The organism is Puniceibacterium sp. IMCC21224 (assembly GCF_001038505.1).
In the GTDB taxonomy this organism is placed as follows: domain Bacteria; phylum Pseudomonadota; class Alphaproteobacteria; order Rhodobacterales; family Rhodobacteraceae; genus Puniceibacterium.
This window is the reverse complement of record NZ_LDPY01000004.1, coordinates 1-18692: the sequence shown is the minus strand read 5'-3', so window position 1 is coordinate 18692 and position 18692 is coordinate 1. Positions and strand designations below refer to the sequence as shown.

Here is an 18692-nt window from a genome sequence, read left to right as displayed (position 1 = left end):
AACCTCTACCAACTAGAGCTTCAAGGAGTTTCTTTTGACACAGTTTGATTGCTCGGCTTCTACATCTTGTCGCGTAGTCGATGGCGATTATTCGAACACTTAATGTAAATTTACAGTCGTATTTTACATAACCATGATTATGCGCGTAATACACTTTGCGTTGCAATAGTATATTATTAAAGGTAAGGTGGTTCCCGACAAAGGGTCCCCTACCATGCGCTTTCAACTTAGACGACTGTCTCTATGCCTAACCGCTGTAACCGCTTTGGCAACCGGTGTGCTGCCGAGCACCACAAAAGCACAAACCTATCCAATCGACTGCGCAATCCTTCTCTGCCTGTCCGGCGGTTGGCCCGCTTCCGTGCCCTGCAGCCGTGCCCGTGCCGAGTTTATCCGTCGCATCACGCCTTGGCCTGTGGAACCACCACTGCAGATTTGGCGCTGTCCCATGGGCGCATCTTATGAGACCGAACGGCATCCGAGCAATGTAGACCGAATCTTCGAAGCCTTGTTTCACGCCAAGGACTATTCGCCCCACCAATCGTTTCCAGGCGATGATGTTGCCGTCCAAACAAAATCAACAAATGCCGTTTGGCGCTCTCCAGAAACCGGAACGGGCGGCATTCCAGCAGACTTCGTGCTTCGCCTCGTCCAGGATCGGGCGGACATTGATATCAGCGGTCCAGAGTTCAATTTTGTCCGATCCATTCGCGTCTTTGATGTACGGTATGCGCGACAGCACGAGTCCGGGCGCGATGGGGACTGTAACCGAAGCGCGACCGTGGTCCTCGGCACTTACGGGACCCAAGGCGATTTCACTTGGCAGAGGTCTTCCGTCACTGCCCTTCCTTCGGCTCACGTAGGCCTTGAGCGCTGGGGCGAGCATTGCCCTGGCATTTATCACCGATCCGTCTTCGTCGATTGGCGTGACTATGAGGATAACTACGGGTTCGAGCAGGTGAACTACTGACCTGCCGCCACGTAGATTGGTCTCGGAAGACGGCTTCTTTGACGTGTACGGCCGCACCGCGTACGCGTCGCGGTCCACATGCTGTTTGGCGTTTCGGCAAATACCGCAGGTTCGCACTCCTCAACCGCCGTCGCCACTTCGCATTCGCGTGAGTGCATCGAAGTCGATTTCTTGCTTCTGTTCGTCACTTATATCCGGCCGGGTTTCCGATACTGGCTGGGGCCCTTGGACGTCCCACATCACCGCATGTGAGCCTGTACTCCAGCGATAAACCCAACCAACAACACTGCACCCATCGGTCCCGATCAGATTGGCGATCGCGACGCCCTCACCCTTATCATCGTTCACTGTTTACTGACTTCCTGCACTGTGGCGCTGCGAATTGCGGCGTGGGGTTGCAGAGCGTTCACTACGACCGCGCGCCGGACTTCGTTGATTTTGGCTAACTGGTTCTAGATGAGGGAGTGCTCATCAGACCGGGAAAATGGGTTTCCGTGTTCTCAACAATTCATTGGCTTCAAATCCTGTGGTCGGGCTCCGTGGCGGCTTCAACGATCGCCAGAACTTCGAACGGGTCAAAGCCGATGGCGCGGGCCAAAACGACCAGTTCGACGACGTCGACCCGGCGCTGGCCGCTTTCAAGACGGGCAATAAGGGATTGGTGGCATCTGAGCCTGTCCGCCAAGTCTTTCTGACCAAGGCCCGCTTTGACACGGGCGTCGACCAATGCTTGGCAGAGTGCCACCTGTCCCGTGCTTCTGATTGTCTTTGCCACGCGTCACATACCTTTTGTGACGTCGCTAGCGGATGAAATCTGTTATCTAACAAGTAGATATTTGAGGGTGTTATCGGCGTCTGGTTTCCATGGGCTGCAAGTCTGATGCTCCCGAGGTTGCCCATCAATCCCCTACCAATTGCAGAAACCGACCATAGTCCTCGCTGACTTCCCGCGCTTCTTCGAAGGCACGGGCCCGTTCACCGTCGAGGCAACGGAAGTAGTTTTGGATATCCTGGATGTAATCTTCGAAGTCGCCACGGATGATGTCCGCATAGTCCCGCGCCGCCTGCGAATCGCTTGGCAGGAATGGACGGGCCGGGGCGAAGCAGGATTCTGCGAAACCCGCGCCAGGGACAACCAGGAGTATCGGTACAGCCCGCAATAGGTGTAGGCCTCTCAACCTGAGGTTTCTCAAACCTGTTATCTCCTTGATCGCGGACACTGGCCGTGACTAGTGTTTGCGTAACCAAACTACAGCTAAAGCACGATATTACATATTGCGGTTGATAGTATACTATCGTAACTCTGGGCTTCAAGTGGGAATGCCCAGGGTCGCGCCATTGGAGAAAGCGTGAGCCGGGCCATGAACTGGGACATCGAAGCACCAAATGTGGTTACGGAAGCCAGGTTCCGCGAGCTCGTGGAAAGCGGCTATAGCGCAGAAATCCTGTGCCAGGAGTCGGCACATAAGAAAGGCCCCAGCTATTACGGGGTCTGGATCATGCGCGTTGTCTCTGATGACGGCGTGGAAAAGCTCCTCGTCACCGCCCGCACGCGGACGACCTACAACGATATCAAGATCCGCGAGTTCAAGACGATCTCCGGCGTGGTGTCTTTCTTCATTGGCCTTGGCTTTGCGCATGTCGACCTGCCGCTTGAGGCGGGTACAAGCCGCACGCATAAACTCGCCCCGCCAGACAAAGCCCCATCAGACTTGGGCACTGGCAACTAACCTCGTCTGTCTCTGTCTGGTCGCAGCACCTGCCTCAGCGCAAATGGTCCTGATCATGGAGAGCGACGGCTCTCTGACCCCGTCGCGGTCTCAGAGCGGTTTTGCTCGAAACTACAATGACGGCGTTGGTCTGGGATCGGCGTCCGATGGTTTGGCCATTCTTGGTGAGACTGAAGCAGCTTCCGAACTTGACTCGCTGAGGTTTGCGGCACTCGCCCAGCCAGCACCCCTGCCCCGCGCAGACGTTCTCTTGGGCATCGAGGCAACAGCCCTGCGCTATGTCGGCCATCCCGGCCTGCGCCGCGCGGGACTGTCCGTCACGGATTGGCTGGCTCTCTACCGGGCGAATATCGAGGTGGAAAGCGCCTACAGGCAGAATGCCGTCTCGAGCGCGGGCGCCATTGGTCTGGGCCAATTGATGCCTGCTACTGCCCGAGATCTCGGTGTGGATCCTCATGACGCGCTGCAGAACCTCGACGGCTCCGCCCGCTACCTTACAATGATGCTGGAAAGCTTCGGCGATCCGCATTTGGCGCTGGCAGCCTACAACGCCGGGCCGGACGCCGTACGCCAGTACGGTGGCATTCCCCCTTACAGAGAAACCCAGAACCACGTGGCCCGCGTCATGGCCGTCGTGGCCCGATTGGAAGGATCAAATTCATGATGTCCCAACCTTTTTGGAAATCATTCCTCAAAACACTTATCGGCAATGTCACGAGAGCGCGCAGCGCGGCAGTGCATTGGCGATACCGCTTTTTCCAAACAAGTTGGATTTCAAACCTCTTTGTCGTCTCGCTGGCACTATCCCTGCTCATTGCCGAGCCCGCACTTGCACAGAGCATCGATCTCTCCCCGATCCAAAGCCTGTTGCAGGGCATTGTCGATGCGCTGACCGGACCCCTTGGTGTGGTCATCGCCACACTCGCGGTCCTCGGCGTTTTCTTGAGCTGGTTCTTCAACATCATCGATCTGCGCCAAGCGCTTTGGGTGCTTGTCGGCATCGCCGGTGTCGCGGCTGCCCCGACGATCGTTGCTGCGGTCTTTGCCGGTGGCTGAGCGCTCGCCTCTCTTTCTCGGCCTCGTGCGCCCGCCCAAGCTTCTGGGCCTGCCCATCATGTATGCGATGGTCTGGCTCTTCGGTTCGGTGCTCTTGTTCGTCTGGGTCCAGCACATCGCGGTGCTGGGTTTCGCCGCCCTGCTCTATCCGGTGCTGTGGAAGGCCGCGGATTGGGACCCACGTTTCATCGACGTGATGATGACGGCCCTGCAGGAGACACCGCCCACGCGAAACCGCAGCATCCATGGCGGGGACAGCTATGCCCCGTGATGACGCCCGTGATGCTGCGCTCGATGCCCGCACAATGACGCCAGACTGGTATGCGCGCGAGACCCGCCTCGCGCATATGCTGCCCTATGTGAGCCTCGTCGACGACCAGACCGTGCGGACCCGGGTGAACGAACTCTTCCGCTGCATCCGGCTCGAGGGGATCAACAGCTACACGACCGATGACGCCTATCTCGATAAGGTGACGGCGCTTTTTGCCCGCATCGTCGCGCAACTTGGGCCGGAATTCAGCTATTACGTCCACAAGGTCTCCAAGGGCATCAAACCTGATCTCGACCCCATCCGTGAGGACAGCTTCGCGGGCGAGGTGGACCGGCGCTGGCGTGCGAAACTCGCAACAAGCGGGCTGCGCGACAAGACGCTGACGCTCACCGTAATTCACCGCCCGCCTCCGAAAAGCCTCCTGCCGTTCCTGAGCCGCAGCGCGCCGGACCGACTGAAGGAGGAGACCCGCAAGCGCCTGCAGCGGCTGGGCGAGGCCGTGAACGTCTTCCTCTCGGGGCTCACCGAGCTCAAACCGCGCCTGCTGTCAGCCGCGTCGGGGGAGTTGGTGGGGTTTCTGGGCGCTCTGAACACAGGCACCGAGCTGCCGCTCTACCCGGCAAACACCTACGGCTTTTTGTCCTTCAACGTCGCCAATACCCGCGTGACGTTTCACGGCGACCATTTCGAGCTTTCCGAGGGCGTCGTGGGCCACCGCTACGGCAAGAGCTTCACCATCGGAGAATACTCGGAAGGCACCTCCTGCACCATGTTCGACATGCTGAACCTGCCGGTCGACATGATCGTGACCCACTCTTTCACGCCGATCAATTCGAACCTCATGGCGGGCCGCATCAAGCGGCAAAAGCGCCAGATGCAGGCCAGCCAGGATGCGGCCCTCTCGCTCCTGGAAGCGCTCGACATCGCCGCCGATGATCTCGAGGCCAAGCGCCAGAGCTTTGGCGAGCACCACATGGTCGTGACGCTCTTCTGCGAAACGCTCGAAGAGCTGCAGACCCTCAGCGCAGAGATCGTGAATGCCGCCGCGACCGAGGGCGTGAAGATGATCGGTGAGCGGGTCGCCGCAAAGGCGCATTACCTCAGCCAGCATCCCGGCAACCAGCCAAAGCGCGTGCGTGCCAGCGCCGTCACCAATCGCAACTTCGCGGATTTTGCGGCCTTCCACCGGACACAGCTCGGCAAACCTGCAGCGCTTACCCCTTGGGGCCGGGTCGTCACATATTTGCCCACGCCGGAGCAGAGCGCCTACCGGTTTTCCTATCACGAGCAGGGATCGCCCGACAAAGAACCGACCAGCGGCCATACCCTGATTATGGGGCGGCCCGGGTCCGGCAAATCGGTGCTGTCAGCCTTTCTGATGACCCAGGCCCGTCGCGCAGGGGCGCGGATCTTCGTCTTCGATTACCGTCTTGGCATGGAGATGGCGGTACGCGCCAATGGCGGGCGCTACGCCTCCCTGAACGCCGGTCAGCCCACGGGCCTCAACCCGCTCTGGACAGAGACCGATGCCCGCGGCACCGCCTGGCTCTCGGACTGGCTTGCCACCCTGCTCTACCGCGCTGACAAGCCCCTGACGCCCGCACAGACCAACCGCATCCAGGAAGTCGTGCGCCAGAATGCCCAGGCCTCCAATCCGGCCCTGCGGAACTGGCGGGATTTCGCATCGCTTTTTGTGTCTACGGATGACGGCGGCGATCTGCACCAGCGCCTGCTCGAGTGGACCGAAGACGGCCGCTATGGCTGGATCTTCGGGCAGAGCCTCGAGGACACGTTCTCGCTCAAAGGCGATGTGGTGGGCTTCGATCTGACCGGCATTCTCGACAGCGAGGCCGACAAGGAACGGATGGCGGTTCTCTCCTATCTTTTCCGCCGGGTCGAGCGCGAGATCGAGGACCGCCGCCCCACCATCATCGTGATCGACGAGGCCTGGAAGGCGCTCGACAACGCATATTTCGCCGAGCGGCTGTCGAACTGGCTGGTGACAGCGCGCAAGCAGAACACGGTTGCCGTGATGATGACGCAATACGCAAGCCAGCTCGAGCGCACCCGGACCGGCAAGACCATCGTCGAAGCCGTTCCGACGCAGATCCTGCTGCCCAATATTCGCGCCAATGCCTCGGACTACGCCATGCTGAACCTCACGGAGAAGGAGCTCGACGTCCTTCTCAACACGGGCAGCAACAGCCGCCTCGCACTGATCCGCGACGATCAGGGCTCAATCGTCGTCGATGCCGATCTGAGCGCCCTTGGGCCCAATCTCACCATCCTCGGCGGCATGGAAAAGGGAGAAGCGCTTGTCGGCGCCGATTACCGCGACCGCCCAGATTTTTGGAGGCTTTCATGATCCGTATTCTTATCGCTTTGGCTGCGCTCGGCGCGCTGGCCTCCTGCACCCAGTATCGGGAGCCGCAGGCCAATTGCTTTTCCTTTCTCGCCTCGACGGCAGCGACAGCCCAGGATTGCCACTTCGCACCGCTCGGCGCGCCGGAGGGCGACGTTGAAGTCTAGCCTGCCTCATATCCTCGCGTTTTGCCTGCTGCCCGGTCTCGCCTTGTCTCAAGGCGTGCCGACCAATGACAGTGGGCTGACCGCGCGTGACATCGTCGAGACCGGCGATCGCGAGGCAGACTTGGCTGTTCAGGCCGACAAGCTTGCCGTGCGCGAACTCATCGCCGAGATCGAACGGGAGCAGCTGGAAACCCTCCGACGCATCCTCGATGCCCAGACCAGCTTCGGCGGTCAGGGCCTGCCTGCCATGGTCTCGGGGCTGGAAAGCGGCAGCGGGGATCCGGCCCGGTCAGTCGAGGCGGCCTATGGCAATGCCGACATCGACCCCAATCCCGGCGGTGTGCAGATGTTCGGCGACGCCGCCGATAACATCGAGCAGCTCATCATCCGCGTCGCCCAGGAAACCAGCGGCTTTGCGGGTGTTGGCCGCGCAGGCCTCTCCCCCGTCCAGTGGCGAGCGCTTCTACAGGCGCTGATCTGGCAGGAAAGCCGGTTTACGATTGGGGCACGGTCTCCCGTCGGCGCCTATGGCCTCACCCAGATCATGCCGGGCACCGCCAGCGATCTCGGCATCAACCCGGAATACTATGACAGCCCCTATCTGCAGGTGCATGGCGGCGCGCGCTATCTCGCAACCCAGCTCAACACATTCGATGGCAACATCATCAACGCCCTCGCAGCCTATAACGCCGGACCCGGCCGGGTTTTCGAGTATGGCGGGGTCCCACCCTTCCGCGAGACCCAGCACTACGTGTCGGTCATCCCTGAACGCTACAATCTCTATCTAAGCCGTATCGGCGGGATCGATGCGCTTGGCACGATCGATCCGGCGCTTCTCGCCAATGCCAACCTCTCGCTTACGGGTCATGGGGCAGCCTTTTATGGCAGCAATTCACCAGCCGCGATCCGCCAAGCCGGCCTGCGCATCCGCGACATCGTCGAACGGATTTCCGAGACTGAAGACGTGCAGGAAAGCATCGCACTCAACACCTATGCCCGCGCCGAACTCGTGCGCCTCGTCGCTGCACGCATCCGGCTTCAGGCGGCACGCACCCGCGTCCTTTCTGCCGAGGAGCTGGCCCAGGCCAGCGCTCGCATGGCCGAAGGCGCGTTCATGGATTTTACGATCAGGGAGATTGAATGATGGGACATTTGCTCGTGAGGACGACCTTGGCCACGACACTTGGGATCGGTCTGCATCTTGGCGCTCTATCCCCTGCCCTCGCGCAAGGCGTGCCTGTCGTCGACACCCAGAACATCGCGCAAAACATCCAGCAGCTGCGGCAGATGATCGAAGACGAGATCCTGCAAAACGAGCAGCTGACGCAGCTCCGCGAACAGCTCGGCCTTCTCACGGATCAACTCGCGGAGCTGCAAAGAACCTATGAAGCGCTCACCCGACTTGCCGAGCTTCCCGAAATCATCCGGACGGAAATGGAAGACGAGTTGAACGGTCTGCTCGACCAGGAGTTCGGGGACATCCTCGCTACTATTGAGGCGATCAAGACTGGGGATTTCTCGGGCCTCTCGGGCTCCGGCGCAGGCGAAATCGAAACCCAGATGGACCGGGTGCTGGCCGATCTCGGCTTCGATGAAGACACGCTCTCGGAAATGGCCACCAGCGGCAATCCCGGGGCCAACCGTGTGGCCACGCAGGCCACCACCGGCGCGCTCGTCTCGGCGGCGGCCCAGAACAGCTATGAGGATGCCGGCCAATCTCTCGAGCGGGTCGACCGCCTTGTCGGACTCATCGACGACATGGACGAACTAAAGGAAAGCATCGATCTCAACACGCGCGTGACCGCGGAGCTCGCCATTGCGCTGGTCGCCATGTGGCAACTCGAAGCCATCCAGACCGTGGGCGATGGCACCGGCGGCGTGATCGATGCCGCCACCATCGCCGAAGAACAGCGCTTCATGGATTTCACCTTGCCGGACCTGCGGGCCGAGTAATCGCGGAGGCATGAATGGTGGCGACTGAACAAGAAATCATCGAGGAAGAACTGGTCTACGGTGCCCTGCGCCGCGAACGGCTCTGGCAACGCCTTGGCCTGATGGGCCTTGTCTTCGGTATCATCGGCTGTCTGAGTGCCGCGGCTGTCTCGATCCTCGATGTCGACCCGCCCCCCGTCGTTGTCCCCTATGATCCCGCCACCGGCTTTGCACTCCCCGAAGCCTCGGTGGGCGCCTCCTCGGTGACCGCCAACCAGGCGATCATCGAGGCGGAGGTGTTCCGCTATGTGGCCGACCGGGAGGTCTATAACCAGCTCGACAACGATCTGCGCATCCGCAGCGTCCTGCGCCGCTCGGACGGAGCTGCCGAGAGCGGGCTGCGCCAGATCTGGAACAGCGCCAACGAGAATTACCCGCCGACGGTCTATGGCCCCAATGCTCGGCTCGACGTGGAAATCCTCAGCATCAACCGGATCGGAACCAACCGCGCGACGGTCCGCCTGCGCAAGCGCCTGACGTCCATTAACGGCACCCAGACCGGCCTCTTCACTGCGACGCTTCTCTTCGAGTTCCGCCCGGAGACCCGCCGCTCCATCGATGAGGTCTGGACCAATCCATTCGGCTTCACCGTCCTCGAATATTCCATCCGCTCCGACAGATTGGAGAACTGACGTTGTTGTTTATAAGATCGCTTATTTTTGTCATTGCCCTGTTGCCCGGCCTCGCCTCTGCCGAAGCCATCCCGCGTGGCGGTCCCAACGACAGCCGGGTGCGCTTGGCCACCTATCAGGAGGGTCAGGTCTACCGTCTCAGCGTGTCGCTCACCCATGTGACCACCATCGAGTTCGGCGAAGGCGAGAGCATCCGCTCGATCATCGCGGGTGACACGGAAGGGTTTGAGATCGACGGCGTCCCGGGCGGTCAGGCCTTCGCGATCAAGCCTGTGGCGCGCGGGGTGCATACCAATGTGACAGTCTATACGAACCGCCGGAGCTACTACTTCAACGTCGAGGAGGTCCGCAGCCCGACCTTCTACGTGGTGCAGTTCCGCTATCCGGAGGACGATGCGCGCCCGACCCGGGCCATCGCCGCCCAAGCGCCGAACTACAATTACGGCGCCAGCGCGCGGACCGAGTTCACGCCAACGCGCATCTGGGATGACGGGACGTTCACGTATTTCGCGTTTCCAAGAAACGCGCCTGTGCCCGCGATCTTCCGCTATGCGGGCGGCCGCGAGCGCACGGTCAACACGCAAACTCCTGAAGACGGCGTGATCCGCGTCAGCGGCGTGAACCGCCAATGGGTTCTGCGACTTGGCGAAGAGGTGGTCTGCATCGAGGCCATCCCGCCCGCGGAGGCCGCCTCATGAGCGATACCGGAAACACCGAGCTGGAAAAACGCCTCGCCGCCCTTGAGAAAGGCAGTGCCCGCGCCCCCACGGCGGCGCAGCGCCGGTCGCCCCTTCTCGCGCTGATCGTGATCCTCGTCATCGGCGCAGGTGGTGCCCTGCTTTATCTCCTCTCGCAGCCCGACGAAGAGGAAGCCTTGCCGACGGCCACCCCGGACGTCTTCCAAAACGAAGGGGACGGCTTTGGCGCTATCGAGACCCTGCCCCCGCCCGAGCCCGAGGTTGTGTTCGTCGGACCAGACCCCGTCGAGCCCAACGCGGAGCTTCTGGCGCAGATCACCGCCCTGCAGGCTCAGATCGAGGAATTGCGCAACGCCCCCGAACCGGTCGTCGAGGAAGACACCGCCGCCGCAGAGGCGATCGACGCGCTGACTGCTCAGATCGCGGCGCTGCAAGCCGCCTCGGAAGCAGCACAGCAACGGTTCCAGGACGAACTGACGGCGCGGGATCGCAGCCTTGAGCAATTACGCATGGATCTGGAACTGGCCCAACTCGAGGCCAGCCGACCCCAACCCGCTCCAGCGGGCCCCACGGAAGATGAGCTGCGCGCGCGCGAAGAAGAGCGACTGCGCCGCGAGGAAGAAGCCCGGCGCATGGCCGAGCTGGAGCGCCGCGCCACGGAGGAACGCGCCTTCCAGGAGCGGCGCATCGCCTCGCCCACCATCGCTTTTGGCGGTGCCTCCGGAGCGAATGAAACGGCTCTGACCGAACGCACTTTTGGCGAGGTGACGGATTTCGTGCTGAACGGTGCGTTGCCCTCAACCGTGACGCAGGCCGAGGTGATCGCCAATCCCTCCAACACGATCATCCAGGGCACCATGATCCAGGCCGTCATGGAAACCGCCCTTGACAGCTCCCTGCCCGGCCAGACTCGTGCCGTGGTGTCCGAGGATATCTACAGCGTCGATGGCGCGCGCCTCCTAATCCCGCGCGGATCCCGTCTCGTCGGGCGCTACCGCGCTGGCGTCGATATCGCGCAGCGCCGCGTCACCATCGCCTGGGACCGGATTATCCTGCCCGCGGGCCAGACCGTCCAGATCAGCTCCTTCGGGGGCGATGAACTGGGCCGCTCCGGTGTCACCGGCTTCGTGGACACGCGCTTCGCCGAACGTTTCGGATCGGCCGCCCTGATCTCGCTGATCTCGGCCGCGCCAAGTGCCGCCGCCTCCGAGGTCCAGGATGAGACTGCCGCCGACGTTCTCGAAGACGTTGGCGATGATCTGGCAGATGCCACGGACAGCGTCATTGGCGATTACCTCTCCATAGGCCCCGTCATCTATGTCGACCAGGGCGCCCGCGTCACGGTCATGGTCGACCGCGATCTGGAGATATTCTGAGCCCATGTCGCTGAGCTATCTCGAAACCTCCCTCGACCGGATCGACGCCGCCGCCCGCGACGATGTCATCGAGATCTGCATCAACCCCGACGGGACCTGTTGGGGCGAATTCCAGGGCGATCATTTCATGCGGGCGCTGGATCAAACGCTGACCGCGACAGAAGTGAAGGATCTCGGCAACCAGATCGCCTCCTCCGCCAACACCACCATGAGCAAGGACCGGCCCATCGTCTCGGTCTCGATCACCTACAAGGGTCGCCCGATCCGCGCACAGGTCATCACCCCGCCCGCCGTGCTCTCGGCCATGTCGATCAGCCTGCGGTTCTTCTCGAGCCTACCACTCGAGGGCATCGCACTCGATTTCCTCTACGGAAAAGAGCGCAAGCTCGAAGACCTGCGCGTGGAAAAGAAGCGCGCCTTGCGCGCCGTGGTGGCCGCGGGCGTGATCGATGATGCGCTGGCCTTTTGCGTCGAGAACAAACTCAACATGATCGTCTCGGGCGGCACCTCCACCGGCAAGACCGTGGCCGCGCGCAAGATCCTCTCGCACGTACCGGCCGAGGAACGCATCGTCACCATCGAAGAAGCGGCCGAGCTTCTGCCGACCCAGCCAAATGCCGTGACCCTCATCGCCAATCGCGACGCGGAATTCCAGGCCGCCGATGTGCTTCTCACCGCCACGCTGCGCATGCGTCCCGACCGGATCATCCTGGGCGAGGTGCGCGGCAAGGAGGCCATGACCTTTCTGGAAGCCATCAACACCGGCCATGGCGGCTCGATGACCACGCTGCATGCCGAAACCCCGCAATTGGCCGTGCAGCGGCTTGCGATCGCAGCACTGAAGACAGAGATCCCAATGACCTATGCCGACATGATCCAGTACATCGAGAACTCCATCGATGTGATCATCCAGGCCGGTCGCCATGACGGCAAACGCGGCATCACAGAATTCTATCTCCCCGGCGCAACTGAGATTGGAACTTCCCCATGAAGACATTTGAATACGATATCTTGTTCTTTGAGGTGAAAAAACAACAGGACTACGACGCGATGCGAAACGCCTTGAATCAGCGCGGCGCGGAAGGATGGGAGGTCATCACCGCCGAAGCCGGCGATTACGGCTACACCACTTTCTTGAAGCGTGAGACTGGTACAATGAAGGCGGCATCGGAATGACACAGACTATTGCAGTCGCTGGCCTGCTCTTGATCTTTGGCACAACTGCTGGCGTAGCAGAGCGGACCCTGATCCCGACGCTCGACAACCACCCAAATGTTTGTCCAGACCAACCACCCGAGCCGGAATGGATGCAGAACATCAATGTGCGCGAATCCTATAAGCGCCTTTTGATCCAACAGATATATCGGGCTCAAAGCATGGAGCGCGTCGTAGACTCGCAAAACTGCAACTGTCCCACACGGTATCCAACTTGGGAGGACGCCGTACGCTTCTACACCGAGCGCTATGCTTCATCTGAATACTGGGACGTTGTCGAAGCGACGTCCAAATACCGGCGGCAGGCAAATGAACTGCGCAGCGCCGCAATGCCTATCTGCGAAGCAGCTGGCAACTGGTAGCAATCCATGAGCGTCGTCACCTACTTCGTGGAAACGGCTGAAGGCTATCTGGAAACCGCTGCCGAGACCCAGTTTGGCGCGGTCGCTGCAACGGTTGGCACGCTACTGGTTCTGGGAACGACACTGGTTGTCATTTTGGTCTTCATCAACATGATCTACCAGTATCGCGCCATGGACGGCCGAACTGCCTTTTGGCTGGCCGTGAAGGTCGGACTGATAGGGATCTTCGCGTCCAACTGGGTCCAGTTCAATGCGCTTGCCTCAGCAATACTTAACGGAATCGACAGCATTGCCGGGGCCCTTGTGGCTTCTGTCGGCGGCGGATCACCAGGTCCTTCCGGTACCTTTGCAGAGGAATTTGACGAACTGATTGCAGCACTCGGGGACTACCTGAATGCCGCGGGGTCTGAGCTGAACTGGATGGCCGGTGCTCTGTTGGACACTCTTGGCGTCCTGCTACTCTCCATACTGGGTGGCCTGGCGGCGTTCATCGTCGTCGCGTCTCGGCTCATGATCGCTCTACTGATCGGGATTGCACCGATCATGATCTTCCTGACCCTTTTCGAAGTGACCAAAGACTACTTCGCACGCTGGTTATCCGCGCTAATTTCATTCGCGATGTATCCGATCGTCGTCGCCGGCGTGTTCGCGACGATCACGGGGGTCTCTCGGGCGCTTCTTGCCGAGCTTGGCGACCCAGAGGGGGCCTCGAACATAGGGGCCCTTATCCCATTTTTCATGATGGTGCTGATGGCAAAGGGTTTCATCATAGCAACGCCTTTCTTGGTCCGGGCGATTTCTGGAAACATCATGATGCCAGCACTCTCGGCCGGGTTCGGGGGAAGCTATGCCTTCGCCAGAGGGCTTGCAGGTAGCCAACAAGTTTACAATCGCTATGCCATCGGTGGCGCAACTGGGGCTGAATACGCAGCCCTTCGAGCGCGACAATTCTTCGGCGTGCAAGCCTTGCCGAGCCGGCCAAATACTGCTGGAGGGCCAACTGCGGCTCGTCCGGGTGACGCAACCGGAACAGGCGCCCGAATGCTGGCACAGCTTTCAAGACTTGGTAGATTGGGCAAGCGGTGACAGACCGGTGCTAAAAACTTGTCAAAACAGCAAAGGGTTTACCTGGGGCTTTTGTCATAGCTAACCGCTTGATCCTTCGCGATTCATGGCGAGCGGCCAGAAACGACATCGTGTGATTGCGGCGGTCGGTTTTCTCGGACCTGACAGGACCGCAGGCGGATCAACATGATAGGGAAAATGTCAAGGTAGGGGTGGGCCGGCGTCAGCCCGTCGATCCCCTGCCCTACCTATGCTCAAAGCGAACTCGGCATAGACGTCGGGGTTGCGGGATTTCTATAGCTACTTCATTTCTGTAAAATGAAGCTGACTTAAACGACGAAAATCAAAACTACCGGCCATACGCAAATCTAGGCGTCCAGCTTGCTACAAGCTTTTCTTCCTCATCCTCAAATTCATCTGGATCATCGGGAAGCATGTCACTCGATAGGACTGTCAACGTATAGCCATAACTTCCCAGGCCTACGATCTCTTCCTCAAGCGCAATCGTCTTCTCTCCACCAAACCATTCGGCCAAGCGCGTTGAACCATAGATGGACTTTCGACTTGAGATGTTTTCTTCCTCGGAATTGAAACTTCGCGTCGCAGTGTAGGGAAGGAGATCACCCTTCCTAAGAAAACGCAGGCGATCCAGTCGCTTGAAGCTTTCTGACATAAACCCGTAAGCAATCTGAGCGCCTTGGCTCACGACAACAGCCATAGGATATGGCGCGCACTCGGCAGCTCGAATTGCTGCCGATGTAAGCGACGTTTCAGCTTCCCCTGCCAAGTGCTGAATTCCTTCAAGACCAACCGGCGCACCATAAAGGGCTTCGCGTGTAAGTCGTGTAGGCATAAGCAATCCTGATGCAAAATGATCAGCTTCTATCTCAATGGAATTGTGTCCCTGCGTGAAACCCGCCTTGGAAAAGTGAACCGGCGCAGTCTTCTGGATCTCTTCGGGATGTCCTTCAAGAAAGTAGTGTCCAAGTTCATGCGCAACCGTGAAACGCTGAAACCCTTTGTTGCGAATGTGTGTAGCGTAGATAATGCCAACGTCATCGCCATGAAAGACAATGCATCCACTCATCCCTTCACGTTCGGGATCTTTGGCTTCAACAACGATGGCCTCGTCTTCCGCAATCTTAATAGGGTCGACAGGAAGCGCCTCAAACCCAAACTGGCTTGCGACTTGTTCACCTTTCAGTCGAGACATTTTGAGTCTGAACTTACTCACTTCTCGCGATCCTCCCGCCGCCTTGCAAGTGTGTCGATCATCAGTTGAATGCTTTCACGATCAGCATGATTCAGGCTCTCTTCATTCCTAAATGCTGTCGTAGCCCCCTTGATGGTGTCTGCCCTGCCCAAGAGGTAGTCGGATGACACCTCAAGTGCTTTGGCCAGCGCGCGAATGTTAGCAAAGGACGGCTTCCGGCGGTTCGCTTCAAAGTGACCAATAGCAGCAGGCTGCAGGCCAGTTAACTTTGCAAGTTCTGTCTGGTTTAGCTCCCGTTGCTCGCGCGCGGTACGCAATCGGACAGCAAAAATACCATCAGTTTCATCGGCAGTTGACACTACGCCTATAACTCCTGTATTATGACGATATCGTAGGACTTTTTACTGGGCCATCTGGCCTTTTTCTTTGGCGGGCGATCCTACGTTTTCGTCACAAAAACTATAACGTACTGGATTTTTGGTCAAGAGAGAATCGACCATTTCGGCAAAGTCCAGAGACATGAGAAAAGGAAGGAGGTGAACAACATGGCAAAATCGAACAGCGAAGTAACGAGCGCGAAGGCTGCATCAGCAGCATCAAAAGTGCTCAGAAATCCAAAGTCCAGCCCGGCGGCAAAGACAGCGGCGGCTTCTGCGCTCACGCAGCGTCCGAACAAAAAATGACTCTGAAACATTGGGGGTGCCGGATGATACCCGGCACCCCTCCAAACAGGGATGGCACAAGCCATACTGAACTTTTTATTTTCAAGGAGTGCCTCGGATGGCTGACAGAAAAGTAACTGCATCAGGAAAAGACAAGGACGGCGACATCACCAAGCTTTGCAAATCAGGCGAGGCATGGTCCCCACGGCAGAAGGCTGACGCGATCCGCGATATCGAAAACGGCACGCATACCTACTACGTCCAGCAGGCTGGCACGTCTCGTGTCGACATAACCGTGGTGAACGGAACGACCGGCAAATACCTTCGCTCGACCGCCGATAAATCTTCGAGCAACAACTTGGACAATCTCCCTGATTGCTAAGCCTATGACCCAACATAATCAGGGCTCGCAGATAGCATCTACCTCTGCGGGTCCATCTCAACCTAACATCCCCGAATATCTTAAAAAGAAGGACACTACCTCATGCCACAGGATCATCAGATCACCTGCATTATTCCAGACGGCGCGGACTCTGACCGGCGTATTGACAGCATCGGCGGAGCTACTGGTTCCAAGAGTGGTGGTCCTTGGTGCATTAAGCTCGATGCTGCCATCAAAGGTATCGAAGACGGCACTTGGCGCTTCTGGACCAGCGTAAATGGCAACTCGGTTTGGGTCATCATCGCTACGCGGAACGGAAGAAAATACCTGAAAACCGAGGCCGATGGAGCCGAACCGAATAACCTCTTGAGTTTGCCGCGCTGTAACTAGGTGGAGAAACACAATTCTTCGTTTCCGTCCAAGAGTGACGGTCACAGCGTCACGGCCTTGGTATGTGTAGGCGGCCTCCGATCATAGGGTCCGAGCCTGGCATTCGATGCCCTCACTGACAAGATAGGCCGCCGTCGTGGCAGAGCCGCCCGCCCTTGCGTTTGGTCGCCTTAGGGAAAGCTGGTAGCGGGCCATGGGCACTCCACGCGCCTGTTATTCAAACGAACCGGCGCATTTATTCTGACCCCAGTCCTGATCAACACTGTTCAAAAAGGGATATATTGCGACGCTAACGAGCCCCGGCAAGATCATAAAATCTCGAAAGAAATGCTTCCTTTGCTCTCTCAGGCGTTAGATTATTGACCCTAATGGGAGCAGGTTCGATACCTGCTTCTTTAGCCCAATCAGCGCACCCCTCTGCCATGATCTGCATTTGTTCGGCAGCTAAGACACGGAGGTCAGCCTGCTTTACAACGCTTCGATAATCCGGACGCAAATTGAAACGTTCTGAAATAGCATCCTCTATCGCCGCCTCTAACCGTTTGAACTCGGGAACCAACTGTTTGAGTGGGCGAGTGATATCGCCCATGAAGGCCTCTGCCGCGTCGTGCATCAAGGCTTCGAAGGCGTAGTCATCGACCTGTTCACTAACGATCATGCTGTGTTCAGCAACTGAGTAAAACTCCTTGCATTGCCCCGCATAACGGCAGACTTTCGATAGTCCATTAGCAATATCAAGAATGTCAAAGTCGCTCCCATGTGGATCAAGAAAGTCAAACCACTTGCCGCTCGCCAACATTATTGTTGGGCCCGTTGCAACACGGACCCCGACCACTGAGCTGATCATATTCATATTGTAAGCCCCCAAAATCACTCTAAGGTTGAGCCACACTGCCTAGTGTTGTGTAGCACGTATTTCCTAATGCTGTGTTGCATTTTTTTGGATAGCGCGCAACATTTAGTAGGGCCGTAACCCTTCGGCACGATATGGAGTATCATTTTGAAACATATTATAGTCACATCCGGGCCGATCGGCGTCGGAAAATCACTATTTTCAGCTGAAATTGAGAAGCGACCCAAGGTCAAGCGTGTTTCGACACGCAAGCATATTCTTGAAGCCATGAAATGTGAGAATGAGCGAGGCGCACTCCAGCGGGCAGGAGATAAACTCGACGTGGAGAGCGATGGAAAATGGGTCGCTGACGCCGTCGAGAACGCCATCAACAATGACAGTTCAGTCGAGATTTTCCTCGTAGATTCTGCAAGAATTGAGAGCCAGGTAACCGAACTCCGGAACCGGTTTGGCGGGGCAGTCTTTCATATTCATTTGACCGCGGCAGATGAAGAGCTGGAACGCCGCTACAAGTTACGAAAACAAGAGCTTAAAGAATATCTTACCTACCAAGAGGCTGCCAGTCATGGCACCGAGCGAGGCGTCAAGGATCTTGCCTCCGTTGCGGACTTGTGCCTCAATACTGATCATGTCGATGCTGAAAGCTTGGCAACGGCAGCATTGGCCTGGCGCGGATTTTCTTCGAAACCATATGATCCTGAACAATTGGTCGATGTCATTGTCGGCGGCCAGTACGGTAGCGAAGGAAAAGGTAATGTCTGCGCCGCCATTGCTACAGATTACGCCGCGCTTGTTCGGATCGGCGGACCGAACGCTGGTCATAAAGTTGCAGTTCCGGAATACACTTTCGTTCAACTCCCTTCCGGCACCGGCTCGACTCCCGATGCAGAGATTATGATCGGTGCAGGTTCAACCATTTCATTGCCAAAGCTTCTCAAGGAGATTTTGGACCAAAAACTTGATGGGGAACGCTTATCTATCGATCCGCGTGCGATGATCATCAATGACTGGGACCGTGAGATAGAGCAAAAGGGATTGCAAAAAATTTCGACTACTGGCCAGGGTGTTGGTGCCGCAAGTTCACGGAAAATCCTAAACCGTGACAACGAAACCTTTGGCCCGGCTGTAAGGCTGGCAGGTGAAGTTAGCGAACTGAAAGAATACGTAAGAAACGTTCGCCTACGGATTGAAAAAATCCTTGAGAGAGGGGGACGTATTCTAATCGAGGGAACTCAGGGGACGATGCTGAGTATTCATCACGGGCTTTACCCTCACGTAACGTCTCGTGAGACTTCA

26 protein-coding genes are annotated in these 18692 nt (G+C 58.3%); 19 read left to right on the top strand and 7 right to left on the bottom strand.

The window, feature by feature from the left end:
* Nucleotides 1–214 precede the first annotated feature (214 nt).
* A complete protein-coding gene (locus tag IMCC21224_RS27475; RefSeq protein ID WP_231582197.1) occupies nt 215–970 on the top strand; it encodes a hypothetical protein in 756 nt (251 codons plus the stop codon).
* A gap of 120 nt (nt 971–1090) precedes the next feature.
* On the opposite strand, the gene IMCC21224_RS29055 is transcribed toward IMCC21224_RS27475, so the two are convergent.
* The 3 genes from IMCC21224_RS29055 to IMCC21224_RS28665 all read right to left on the bottom strand — a co-directional run bounded on the left by IMCC21224_RS29055 (nt 1091) and on the right by IMCC21224_RS28665 (nt 2130).
* Nucleotides 1091–1318 (bottom strand): hypothetical protein, encoded by a 228-nt coding sequence (locus tag IMCC21224_RS29055; protein WP_047997962.1) that lies wholly within the window; start codon nt 1316–1318, stop codon nt 1091–1093.
* A gap of 169 nt (nt 1319–1487) precedes the next feature.
* The gene (locus IMCC21224_RS23065; protein WP_047997961.1) at nt 1488–1745 is read right to left on the bottom strand and encodes a helix-turn-helix transcriptional regulator; all 258 of its coding nucleotides are present in this window, start codon (nt 1743–1745) and stop codon (nt 1488–1490) included.
* Nucleotides 1746–1869: 124 nt separating this feature from the next.
* A complete protein-coding gene (locus IMCC21224_RS28665; RefSeq protein WP_047998125.1) occupies nt 1870–2130 on the bottom strand; it encodes a hypothetical protein in 261 nt (86 codons plus the stop codon).
* A 201-nt stretch (nt 2131–2331) separates the two neighbouring features.
* Between IMCC21224_RS28665 and IMCC21224_RS23055 the strand changes: the two genes are divergently transcribed.
* From IMCC21224_RS23055 to IMCC21224_RS22990, 15 genes are all read left to right on the top strand, one after another.
* On the top strand, nt 2332–2700 hold the full coding sequence (locus tag IMCC21224_RS23055; RefSeq protein ID WP_047997960.1) for a hypothetical protein: 369 nt from the start codon (nt 2332–2334) through the stop codon (nt 2698–2700).
* 43 nt (nt 2701–2743) lie between these two features.
* Nucleotides 2744–3364 carry a lytic transglycosylase domain-containing protein gene (locus IMCC21224_RS23050; protein WP_047997959.1) on the top strand — a complete coding sequence of 207 codons (621 nt, stop codon included), beginning with the start codon at nt 2744–2746 and terminating at the stop codon, nt 3362–3364.
* Nucleotides 3365–3471: 107 nt separating this feature from the next.
* Complete coding sequence (locus tag IMCC21224_RS23045) at nt 3472–3756, top strand: TrbC/VirB2 family protein (RefSeq protein WP_047998124.1); 285 nt, start codon at nt 3472–3474, stop codon at nt 3754–3756.
* A complete protein-coding gene (locus IMCC21224_RS23040; RefSeq protein WP_008282962.1) occupies nt 3749–4027 on the top strand; it encodes a type IV secretion system protein VirB3 in 279 nt (92 codons plus the stop codon). The genes IMCC21224_RS23045 and IMCC21224_RS23040 overlap by 8 nt, the downstream gene beginning before the upstream one ends.
* Nucleotides 4017–6392: a type IV secretion system DNA-binding domain-containing protein gene (locus IMCC21224_RS23035; RefSeq protein ID WP_047997958.1), complete on the top strand. Its 2376-nt coding sequence runs from the start codon at nt 4017–4019 to the stop codon at nt 6390–6392. Before IMCC21224_RS23040 ends, IMCC21224_RS23035 begins: the two co-directional genes overlap by 11 nt.
* Nucleotides 6389–6556: a hypothetical protein gene (locus IMCC21224_RS28310; RefSeq protein WP_009815545.1), complete on the top strand. Its 168-nt coding sequence runs from the start codon at nt 6389–6391 to the stop codon at nt 6554–6556. Before IMCC21224_RS23035 ends, IMCC21224_RS28310 begins: the two co-directional genes overlap by 4 nt.
* The gene (locus tag IMCC21224_RS23030) at nt 6546–7700 is read left to right on the top strand and encodes a lytic transglycosylase domain-containing protein (protein ID WP_197089314.1); all 1155 of its coding nucleotides are present in this window, start codon (nt 6546–6548) and stop codon (nt 7698–7700) included. The genes IMCC21224_RS28310 and IMCC21224_RS23030 overlap by 11 nt, the downstream gene beginning before the upstream one ends.
* Nucleotides 7700–8509, top strand: a complete 810-nt coding sequence (locus tag IMCC21224_RS23025) for a type IV secretion system protein (protein ID WP_047998122.1) — start codon at nt 7700–7702, stop codon at nt 8507–8509. The genes IMCC21224_RS23030 and IMCC21224_RS23025 overlap by 1 nt, the downstream gene beginning before the upstream one ends.
* Before the next feature lie 14 nt (nt 8510–8523).
* On the top strand, nt 8524–9180 hold the full coding sequence (locus IMCC21224_RS23020; protein WP_047997957.1) for a virB8 family protein: 657 nt from the start codon (nt 8524–8526) through the stop codon (nt 9178–9180).
* Nucleotides 9181–9182: 2 nt separating this feature from the next.
* Nucleotides 9183–9878, top strand: a complete 696-nt coding sequence (locus tag IMCC21224_RS23015; RefSeq protein WP_047997956.1) for a TrbG/VirB9 family P-type conjugative transfer protein — start codon at nt 9183–9185, stop codon at nt 9876–9878.
* A complete protein-coding gene (locus IMCC21224_RS23010; RefSeq protein WP_047997955.1) occupies nt 9875–11254 on the top strand; it encodes a TrbI/VirB10 family protein in 1380 nt (459 codons plus the stop codon). The genes IMCC21224_RS23015 and IMCC21224_RS23010 overlap by 4 nt, the downstream gene beginning before the upstream one ends.
* A 4-nt stretch (nt 11255–11258) precedes the next feature.
* The gene (locus tag IMCC21224_RS23005; protein ID WP_047997954.1) at nt 11259–12245 is read left to right on the top strand and encodes an ATPase, T2SS/T4P/T4SS family; all 987 of its coding nucleotides are present in this window, start codon (nt 11259–11261) and stop codon (nt 12243–12245) included.
* Complete coding sequence (locus IMCC21224_RS23000; RefSeq protein ID WP_047997953.1) at nt 12242–12430, top strand: hypothetical protein; 189 nt, start codon at nt 12242–12244, stop codon at nt 12428–12430. Before IMCC21224_RS23005 ends, IMCC21224_RS23000 begins: the two co-directional genes overlap by 4 nt.
* On the top strand, nt 12427–12831 hold the full coding sequence (locus IMCC21224_RS22995; RefSeq protein WP_047997952.1) for a hypothetical protein: 405 nt from the start codon (nt 12427–12429) through the stop codon (nt 12829–12831). Before IMCC21224_RS23000 ends, IMCC21224_RS22995 begins: the two co-directional genes overlap by 4 nt.
* Before the next feature lie 6 nt (nt 12832–12837).
* Nucleotides 12838–13917: a type IV secretion system protein gene (locus IMCC21224_RS22990; protein WP_047997951.1), complete on the top strand. Its 1080-nt coding sequence runs from the start codon at nt 12838–12840 to the stop codon at nt 13915–13917.
* 328 nt (nt 13918–14245) lie between these two features.
* Here the strand turns inward: IMCC21224_RS22990 and IMCC21224_RS22985 are convergent, their stop codons facing one another.
* The 3 genes from IMCC21224_RS22985 to IMCC21224_RS28045 form a co-directional block, all read right to left on the bottom strand.
* Complete coding sequence (locus tag IMCC21224_RS22985) at nt 14246–15130, bottom strand: ImmA/IrrE family metallo-endopeptidase (protein WP_053079180.1); 885 nt, start codon at nt 15128–15130, stop codon at nt 14246–14248.
* The gene (locus IMCC21224_RS22980) at nt 15127–15468 is read right to left on the bottom strand and encodes a helix-turn-helix domain-containing protein (protein WP_047997950.1); all 342 of its coding nucleotides are present in this window, start codon (nt 15466–15468) and stop codon (nt 15127–15129) included. The genes IMCC21224_RS22985 and IMCC21224_RS22980 overlap by 4 nt, the downstream gene beginning before the upstream one ends.
* A gap of 122 nt (nt 15469–15590) precedes the next feature.
* Nucleotides 15591–15770, bottom strand: coding sequence for a hypothetical protein (locus IMCC21224_RS28045; RefSeq protein ID WP_156178416.1), 180 nt, complete (start codon nt 15768–15770; stop codon nt 15591–15593).
* A gap of 119 nt (nt 15771–15889) precedes the next feature.
* On the opposite strand from IMCC21224_RS28045, the gene IMCC21224_RS22970 reads away from it, so the two are divergent.
* Together IMCC21224_RS22970 and IMCC21224_RS22965 are read left to right on the top strand one after the other, a co-directional pair.
* Nucleotides 15890–16153 carry a DUF3892 domain-containing protein gene (locus IMCC21224_RS22970; protein ID WP_047997948.1) on the top strand — a complete coding sequence of 88 codons (264 nt, stop codon included), beginning with the start codon at nt 15890–15892 and terminating at the stop codon, nt 16151–16153.
* Between the two features lie 102 nt (nt 16154–16255).
* The gene (locus IMCC21224_RS22965; RefSeq protein ID WP_047997947.1) at nt 16256–16543 is read left to right on the top strand and encodes a DUF3892 domain-containing protein; all 288 of its coding nucleotides are present in this window, start codon (nt 16256–16258) and stop codon (nt 16541–16543) included.
* A 289-nt stretch (nt 16544–16832) separates the two neighbouring features.
* Here the strand turns inward: IMCC21224_RS22965 and IMCC21224_RS22960 are convergent, their stop codons facing one another.
* Nucleotides 16833–17396: a hypothetical protein gene (locus IMCC21224_RS22960; RefSeq protein WP_197089313.1), complete on the bottom strand. Its 564-nt coding sequence runs from the start codon at nt 17394–17396 to the stop codon at nt 16833–16835.
* 147 nt (nt 17397–17543) lie between these two features.
* Here IMCC21224_RS22960 and IMCC21224_RS22955 point away from each other — a divergent pair.
* Nucleotides 17544–18692, top strand: a 1149-nt coding sequence (locus IMCC21224_RS22955) for an adenylosuccinate synthetase (protein ID WP_047998119.1), incomplete at its 3' end; no start/stop codon positions are given.

Coding starts and splice junctions, on each gene's coding strand:
- IMCC21224_RS22995 (WP_047997952.1), top strand. CDS start 12,427: ATGACACAGACTATTGCAGTCGCTGGCCTGCTCTTGATCTTTGGCACA.
- IMCC21224_RS23005 (WP_047997954.1), top strand. CDS start 11,259: ATGTCGCTGAGCTATCTCGAAACCTCCCTCGACCGGATCGACGCCGCC.
- IMCC21224_RS23020 (WP_047997957.1), top strand. CDS start 8,524: ATGGTGGCGACTGAACAAGAAATCATCGAGGAAGAACTGGTCTACGGT.
- IMCC21224_RS23000 (WP_047997953.1), top strand. CDS start 12,242: ATGAAGACATTTGAATACGATATCTTGTTCTTTGAGGTGAAAAAACAA.
- IMCC21224_RS23010 (WP_047997955.1), top strand. CDS start 9,875: ATGAGCGATACCGGAAACACCGAGCTGGAAAAACGCCTCGCCGCCCTT.
- IMCC21224_RS23035 (WP_047997958.1), top strand. CDS start 4,017: ATGCCCCGTGATGACGCCCGTGATGCTGCGCTCGATGCCCGCACAATG.
- IMCC21224_RS23025 (WP_047998122.1), top strand. CDS start 7,700: ATGGGACATTTGCTCGTGAGGACGACCTTGGCCACGACACTTGGGATC.
- IMCC21224_RS27475 (WP_231582197.1), top strand. CDS start 215: ATGCGCTTTCAACTTAGACGACTGTCTCTATGCCTAACCGCTGTAACC.
- IMCC21224_RS28310 (WP_009815545.1), top strand. CDS start 6,389: ATGATCCGTATTCTTATCGCTTTGGCTGCGCTCGGCGCGCTGGCCTCC.
- IMCC21224_RS23050 (WP_047997959.1), top strand. CDS start 2,744: ATGGTCCTGATCATGGAGAGCGACGGCTCTCTGACCCCGTCGCGGTCT.
- IMCC21224_RS22990 (WP_047997951.1), top strand. CDS start 12,838: ATGAGCGTCGTCACCTACTTCGTGGAAACGGCTGAAGGCTATCTGGAA.
- IMCC21224_RS22960 (WP_197089313.1), bottom strand. CDS start 17,396: ATGAATATGATCAGCTCAGTGGTCGGGGTCCGTGTTGCAACGGGCCCA.
- IMCC21224_RS22965 (WP_047997947.1), top strand. CDS start 16,256: ATGCCACAGGATCATCAGATCACCTGCATTATTCCAGACGGCGCGGAC.
- IMCC21224_RS22970 (WP_047997948.1), top strand. CDS start 15,890: ATGGCTGACAGAAAAGTAACTGCATCAGGAAAAGACAAGGACGGCGAC.
- IMCC21224_RS23055 (WP_047997960.1), top strand. CDS start 2,332: ATGAACTGGGACATCGAAGCACCAAATGTGGTTACGGAAGCCAGGTTC.